Genomic DNA, 7,588 nt, shown 5'->3' with positions numbered 1-7,588 from the left:
CAGATGCTAATAATTTTAAAGATATTAGTGAGGGGAGGTATAACCGAGAAAATGATTGACCGTGTTATTGTCTATTAGTTGCGAATAGGTTTGAATTTTCTAAGCTTGCCGACACTGAATATAAAATTGAAATTGAGCAAATTTTAAATCATCAGAAAGGACTAGATAATAAAAAGCTCTCAAATATTCTTAAAGGACGTAATGGAGAGCCTTATTTGATTATGCATGCGGAAGATCAGCCAATAAATCATCTATTTTTCAAAAATTAGAGCTTCAAGTTTCTCCCGCTTTATCGTTTTTGGAACATAAGATTCTGTCTTCCTCTACATCAAATACATTCCCACCAACTTCGTCAGCGCTACGGCCACCGCTGCCTCCAGCGCTTCCACCATTTCCGCTAAAGGCAAATCACACTGTTACGAGCCAAAACAATCAATCGCAGCAGACGCCTAAAGTAGGCAATTTTAGCCTGGCTGATTTTAGTAAAGTGGAATTAAAAAAATTCTAGAGAAAGATAAAAAAACTTCCTCTATTTCTGATGAACTTGACCTAAAAACAATTTTAGATTTTAAAAACAAATTAAAAAAAAACTTGAGATACCAGAGAAATCAAAAGAGGAACCACCATTGAATGATGTGGCATCAATATTAGTAAGCCGTATGGCTATAGAATTAAGTGACTCTGAATCAGAAAAAGGATTAGGAAATGAGAGTTCAGATGAATGGTTTGATTGAGAGGAGGAACTAGATCCCCGAAGGGAAAAATGGAAAAGAGAAATCATTAGGTTCCTAAACTTCGGCTAAAAGCGATTAGACAAAAGCAGGAGAACAATTTTCCGAACGACCAATCTACATCGTCTTCATCGTCTACGGTTGTGCCTATAGATGAAGTTACAGAGGTGGAACCGCGAGTTACTCGAAAACCCAGTTGGCTAATAAATTAATTCGGATTGTTTAAATGAACTTCTAAGGCTATTTCTGGCAACAAAACTAGTGTTAAAAAACCAAAATTTGATCGGAAGGAAATGTCTTCCCAGATGGCATCAGAGAACTATTTTTTGAAATAAACTAACTAAAACGAGATAAAATAATGGCTACACAATTTTGGGAAAATCAAAAAATCGATAAACTATATTATGACTATTCCTTGCGCTCCTTGATTAAGGACACTGGTACAAGAGAAGAATGTAAAATAATCTTTACTAAATCGTGGAGCAACATGTAAAGAAAAAATTTAAAGTAGTCAAGATTTATTCGATAACCTACAAAGTGAAAGAACGCCGTATTTTGTTTAATTAAGGTTTATATTTCTTTCCAGGATGGAAAAGCTTTTTTAGTGGTAGATAAAGACAACCTTTTAGAGGCAGGTAATTTTGTTAAAACCTACCAGGCCTATTATAGTTTAACATTGGATGACAAACGTGAAGTCGTTCAAGTATGTCTAAAGTGGACATGGTTGTAAAAGCGCAAAAATCAGAAAGCTCACAAAGGGCCAGCTAATTTTTTAAAAAAAGAAAAAGAAGATATTGAAAAAGAATTGGAAATTACACAACAGGCCCATGGGCATAATGTGAGTTCTGTTCTATTCAGAAAAACAAAAACGGGTAAAGAAAAAACTTAATTATGCTATGGATAAATTTCAAGGAGTTACGCTTAAAAGAAAATCTTGAAAAACAAAGTGGAACTGGATTTAAATATAAATATCTGTAGTTGTTTATTAATTGACCACAAAGTAATCAAAGAAATATCAGAAATATCAGAAATTTATGATAAGGGTATTCGACATAGAGATTTAAATCCATCCCATCAAAATATTTTATTTGATCTTGAAAGAAAAGAAAGTGTAGTTTTAGATTTTGGTTTGTCTGAAACTCAGGATAGTTTTTTGCTAAGAGTGATACCTAAATATTTGTCGTACGATATACAGTCTAAAAAGGCTTTTACCTTTGAGGATGATCTCTAATGCAATAGGCATTTTGTTAAAGGAATTATTTCAGTTAAGTAAAGAAGAAAAATCTTATTTGAAAGATTGTGATCTGGGTGGCTATGCCGACTAGGCTATACTGACATGTATCAGCAACTTAATGATCGAGTCTATGACGGATTTCGATCCTAATATGAAGACCGACAAGCTAGGAAATGACAGATATTTTTTCTGGTATGTATATATAAATCTTAGTAAGGGAAGAGTTACTAAGGCTTAAAAACGGATTAGAAAAAATTGAACTCTGTGAAGAGAAAGAAAATTTACTAACCTGCATTAATTTAGAATTAAAGGAGAAAAATTTTATAGAGAAACCAAATCATTACTATTGAATGAAAAGTTGCAGAATGAAGCCAAAGCCCTAATTGATGAAAAAGCAAAACAAAATTAGGATTCTCAATGATTGTGATTTGCCGATTTACCGAGCTCTTTAATAGAATTAAGGCTAAACTCGGCTATCAAAAAAGACTTCTTTTTTTATTCTGCAATGTAGATTAAATACTCTGAAAAGAGCCGAGTAAGAAACATCTTTGTGCTGCCGGCCCTTTTTCATTTAAGAGCGCTTAAAGCTTGCATTATACTTTGGGTTATTATACTTTGGGTTATATTAATTTGCACATATGCTGAGCTCTAAGTTATAATATGAAGGATACAACAAAGGGATAAGACCATGAAATTTTTTGTTATTATTCTTATTTTATTAGTTTTGATAGGCGGCTACGCGTGGCAACTTACAACAGTTTAATTGCCTTAATAGAAGCAATTCGAAACAATAACAAACAAATCGATATTCAATTGGACCGACGATATAAAGTATTTGAATCGTTAATGGATGTTGTTAAAAAATACATGGATTACGAACGTTCCACTTTAAAAGATGTGGTAGCATTACGTAACCAAGCACAAACGGCGAAACAGGCAGGTGACGATGATGCCCGTATGAAGGCAGAGAATAAAATATCCACGATTCTTAGCGGATTACATGTCGTATTTGAGCAGTATCCTGATCTTAAAACAAATCAAAATGCAATGCAGTTGCAAGAGACAATTGTTAATACTGAAAATAAATTGGCTTACGCTAAACAAGCTTATAACGATAGCGTTGAACATTACAATGCGAAGAAGAAAATGGTCTTTCCCTCAATAGTTGTTCGTACATTTCCTAATAAATTAGATTTTGATTTTCCTTATTGGCAATTGCCGCCGGAAAAATTCAGCAACAAGAGAATTATAAAGTGCAGTTATAGGTCTCTATATGGGTTCTATTCATGGTTTTAAATCAACTGCCATTGATTGGCGAGAGTCATTACGACGAAACCGACGACGAACTGTTTTAGTTATTATTACTTTTATATTAATTTATTTAGCGATTGGGCTTCTTATCGATCTCTATATTTACGAAGGCCATTATCCAATGGCTACGGTTTCTCAACTTTTTACAGCGCTAATTACTTTAAAAATATTTCCCACTGCTACATTTGTTACCGGATTAATTGCGCTATTTTCTTTGTATGTGACATTTACTTTCCATCATAAATTAATGCTTCTTGGTACCGATTATCGGGAAATTACTTCCAGCACTGCTAAAACTGTTCAAGAAAAGATACTTTATAATGTTGTAGAAGAATTAAAGGTCGCTGCGGCGCTTAAATTTATGCCTAAAATTTATATAATAGATGCGGATTATATGAACGCGTTTGCTAGTGGTTTTGCTGAAAAGTCGGCAATGGTTGCTATTACTAATGGCCTTTTAATGAAATTGAATCGCAGCGAATTAGAAGCTGTTATGGCACATGAAGTCAGTCACATTCGCCATATGGATATACGCTTAACTTTGACAGCTTCCGTGCTCGCTAATATTCTTTTGCTTTTTGTAGATATTCTCTTTTTTAGTGCTCTTTTTGGGGGGCGTTCCCGAGAAAATGGAGGGCGAAATCAGTTAGTTATTTTTATATTAATGTTGCGCTATTTATTACCTTTAGTAACCATGCTATTAATGCTTTATCTAAGTCGGGTCCGAGAATATATGGCTGACGCGAGTTCCGTAGAATTAATGCGTGACAACGAACCTTTAGCGCGGGCACTATTAAAAATTCAAGACGATCATATACAAAATAGAGACGAATACGCGTCTCAATATACGCGAACTCCCCATGAAAGCGTTCGGAAAGCGGCCTATATTTACGATCCAATCAAGGCGGGTATCGAACCCAGAAATTCATTAAGCGATCTTTTTTCAACACATCCTTCCCTTATTAAGCGTTTAGCAGCTATTGGGTATAAACTTAAAAGGTAAGCTGCATTTCCATTCCTGAAGAGGAAAAATTAAGAGTTTCGCAGTAAGATTAAATAACCTTCAACAGGTTCTTTTTTTTGTGTGTATAGAAATAACGTTATTGAATTATAATATCTCAAAATTATTTTCTTTAATAAGGGAGATTAAATAATTTTTAGAATGGGCATAGCGGCGAATCATTTTCAAGTTCGTTTTGAATAGCTTTATAGAGTTCTTATGGAACTCGGTATTAAAAATGTAAGCTCCAAATGCTAATCATAGATTAGCATATTCGTCGAAAAGATGTTGAACGTAAACCTTGGGCGCCGCTAGGGAGAGTTCTTTCTTCTTTTTTGGGATTGAGGTTTTATAAGTTGGCGATGTTTAAATGAGCTTCTAAATAATCTAGTTTTAATTCAAGTATTTACTTAAAATAAGCGATTGCTTAACGATGTCGTTCTTGGTACATGTGCAACACACTGGTATTGTAATAACAATCTATGGTTGGCACTTTTTCTAATTGACGGAGATAATGAGCAAGAGCAAGCTTATGTTCTCTCCTTGCTGTATGTACATAAGTGGTAGCTAGAGCATAATAATAATCAGGCTGATTGGAATTCAACAAAAGGGCATTAGTAAAATGATCAATTGCTTCTTGAAATTAATTATTTTTGAGATAAGCAAGGTCGCAATCATATTGAGCACAGGCATTTTCCGGCTCGAGTTCTATATGATTTTTATAATAAGCAATAGCTTGGATAATTTTCTTGATATAAATAAATGTGATCCAATTGACTGATCGCTTGAGCATAGCGAGGAGAAATTGCAAGTGCTTTTCTTTAATTCAGAAATAGTTTGATGATGATTTTCTTACTTAATCAAAAGTCGTGCATAATTATAATGAGCGTTGGCGAAATTAGGCCGCAACGCAATTGCTTATTAGATACTCCCTTTCAGCGCAGTCCCATTTTTTTTGGCGAAAAAAAGCAATTACCAGTATTCTTATAGGCAGTAGCATCGTTATAGGTTGGAGTCGAATGGTCTTATTTATACATTGCAGTTGCCTCAATGAGGGTGTTATTGGCAAGACAGGATATTCCCTTTACTATTTTGAAAAGCAGGATTTTCCGGCTCTAATTGAAGCAGCTTGATCCAGATAGATAAGCGCTTTGTTCTGGCGCCCTAAGTTCGGATAGAATAATTCCTGAACTATGGTAAGGCTTCTGTTTCAGTGGGATCTTCTTGAAAAACCTCTTGATAATTTTTTAAGACCTTTTTGAGCTTTCCTTGCTGATATTTCTGTAAGGCGCACTCAAGAAGCTTGTTGATCATATTGTTTATGAATCGCTTGACTCAATTGATAAACGATCATAGCGTAAATTATACGCGGATTATACTGCATAATCACAATAAAATTTGGAAAAATGAGCCAGTATTTATTAGGGCCATTGGCTCGTTGGAGCTGAACCAGTGCTGCTGTTTGAGAGGGGAAAAGGGGAGTCGAGGAGTTTATTCCTTTACTTTTCAAATAGTTAATGCTCCTCATTTTCCTTACTTTTTTGGAAATCAGCGAGGATCTCAAGGGCTTTTGATGAGTGAGTGTGCATGCGATGGGTTGATTCTTTTGCCATCCATGGGTATGCAGAAAATTAGCGACACTAATAATGGCGTCATTATTGTCTTTCATAAGGTCGATATCACCTTCTTGAAAATAATTCACTACATAGTGTCGATAGGCGCTGGGCATGAATTGAGGAATACCAATAGCGCCTGCATAGGAACTTTTTATTAAAAAAATAGGTAATTGTTGTTCTTCGGTCAGTAAAAAAAATTGAGCAAGTTCGTGCAAGAAAAATTTGGCACGAGCTTTGTAATGAAAAGCTAAAGTGGTTAGGGCGTCTAAGGCGGAATAGTTCCCAACTTGTTGAGCATAATTGGTTTCAATACCTATAATAGCTATGATAATTTCAGGAGGGATACCATATCTATGGTAAGCATACTCTAAGGCGTGTTGATGGGCTTTCCAATAATTGACACCATCCTGAATACGCGTTTCTGTTAGAAAATAATCGCGGTAAACATTCCAAGGTTTTGCTTCGTACGGATGGGTGATCTTATAGATGACTTCTTGATTGTATTTAGCGTGAGAAAGGATATCAATAAGTTTTTTACGCTCAAATCGATAATGTTTTACCATATAATTAATGAACGTATTGGCTTTCGGAGGTAATTGCGATGCTTAGTGGGTTCAGCAATGGTGGCGGTACTGAATAATAAGATATAGAGTGCTGCCAGAAACTCTTTTAATAACATGTAAATCCCTCTTTAATTAGAGTTCTAAATAAACGCATTATAGGCGTTTCCAGAAACTACTCTGCCTAAATTAACTAGGCCATAATTTTCTATGTGTATGTATCGAGATGATAATACCAAATCCGGCCATTGTCGTAATAATAGAACTGCCTCCATAGCTAATAAGCGGCAGGGGTACACCGACAACGGGTAAAATGCCAACAACCATTCCTATATTAACTAATGCAGACAAAATAAATGTTAAACTTAAACTTCCGCTTAATAAACGGCCATAAGTATCCTGAGCTTGATTACTTACATATAAACAGCGGATAAAAATAACTAAGAAAAGGGTAAGCAAGATAAGACAGCCAATAAAACCAAGCTCTTCGCCGCTCACGGCAAAAATAAAATCAGTCGTATGAGCCGGTAAGAATTGAAGATGTGATTGTGTCCCATATAGCCATCCTTTGCCAAATAGACCCCCAGAACCGAGAGCGATTTTTGATTGGATAATATGATAGCCCCTTCCTAAAGGATCCCTTTCCGGGTTAAAGAAAGTTAATACCCGCTCTTTTTGGTAAGGATGCATAAAATGCCAGAAGAGGGGCGTACTCAACGCACCTAAAGCAAGAAAAACCAAAATTAATCGCCAATTTATTCCGGCTAATAATAAAACGGAGCAGCCTGAAATTCCTATTATTATGGCGGTTCCCAAATCAGGTTGTTTCGCAGTTAGAATAGCAGGGAATATTAAAAGTACTAGAGAAAAAAATAATGGTGTTTTCTGAGGGGGTAATTTTTTATTACTGAAATAATAAGCAAGCATCATGGGCATAGCTAGTTTCATAATTTCAGAAGGCTGCAAATGAAAAAATCCCAAATCAAACCAACGTCGTGCCCCTTTAGCAATATTTCCAAAAGCCAATACGCTAATTAATAGAAACAATCCAAAACCGAATGCCCAAGGTGTCCATTGATAATAAAATTTCGGAGAAATATGAGCAAAAAGGAACATCACCATAAAACCGACTAGTA

6 protein-coding genes and 1 pseudogene are annotated in these 7,588 nt (G+C 35.3%); 3 read left to right on the top strand and 4 right to left on the bottom strand.

Annotation, left to right across the window (positions count from 1 at the left end):
• The first annotated feature begins 1,665 nt into the window (after positions 1-1,665).
• From B1F79_RS02505 to htpX, 3 genes and pseudogenes are all read left to right on the top strand, one after another.
• Complete coding sequence (locus tag B1F79_RS02505; RefSeq protein ID WP_251365864.1) at positions 1,666-1,962, top strand: hypothetical protein; 297 nt, start codon at positions 1,666-1,668, stop codon at positions 1,960-1,962.
• A gap of 691 nt (positions 1,963-2,653) precedes the next feature.
• Positions 2,654-3,230: pseudogene (locus B1F79_RS02500) on the top strand (LemA family protein).
• Between the two features lie 8 nt (positions 3,231-3,238).
• Entirely contained in the window at positions 3,239-4,279 is a 1,041-nt protein-coding gene (gene htpX, locus B1F79_RS02495; protein WP_251365863.1) for a zinc metalloprotease HtpX, read from the top strand.
• Between the two features lie 424 nt (positions 4,280-4,703).
• Here htpX and B1F79_RS02490 read toward each other — a convergent pair whose 3' ends face one another.
• From B1F79_RS02490 to rodA, 4 genes are all read right to left on the bottom strand, one after another.
• Entirely contained in the window at positions 4,704-4,880 is a 177-nt protein-coding gene (locus B1F79_RS02490; protein WP_251365862.1) for a hypothetical protein, read from the bottom strand.
• Positions 4,881-4,919: 39 nt separating this feature from the next.
• A complete protein-coding gene (locus B1F79_RS02485; RefSeq protein WP_251365861.1) occupies positions 4,920-5,069 on the bottom strand; it encodes a hypothetical protein in 150 nt (49 codons plus the stop codon).
• A 501-nt stretch (positions 5,070-5,570) separates the two neighbouring features.
• A complete protein-coding gene (gene mltB / locus B1F79_RS02480) occupies positions 5,571-6,464 on the bottom strand; it encodes a lytic murein transglycosylase B (protein WP_372443111.1) in 894 nt (297 codons plus the stop codon).
• A 177-nt stretch (positions 6,465-6,641) separates the two neighbouring features.
• Positions 6,642-7,588, bottom strand: a 947-nt coding sequence (gene rodA / locus B1F79_RS02475; RefSeq protein ID WP_251365859.1) for a rod shape-determining protein RodA, incomplete at its 5' end; no start/stop codon positions are given.

Source organism: Coxiella-like endosymbiont of Rhipicephalus sanguineus, from assembly GCF_018687865.1.
The sequence above is the reverse complement of the archived record's forward strand: the minus strand, read 5'-3'. Positions and strand labels throughout refer to the sequence as shown.

Bases quoted from the DNA above. Each gene is read 5' to 3' on its own strand.
- htpX (WP_251365863.1), top strand. From the start codon at position 3,239: ATGGGTTCTATTCATGGTTTTAAATCAACTGCCATTGATTGGCGAGAG.
- B1F79_RS02485 (WP_251365861.1), bottom strand. From the start codon at position 5,069: ATGCTCAAGCGATCAGTCAATTGGATCACATTTATTTATATCAAGAAA.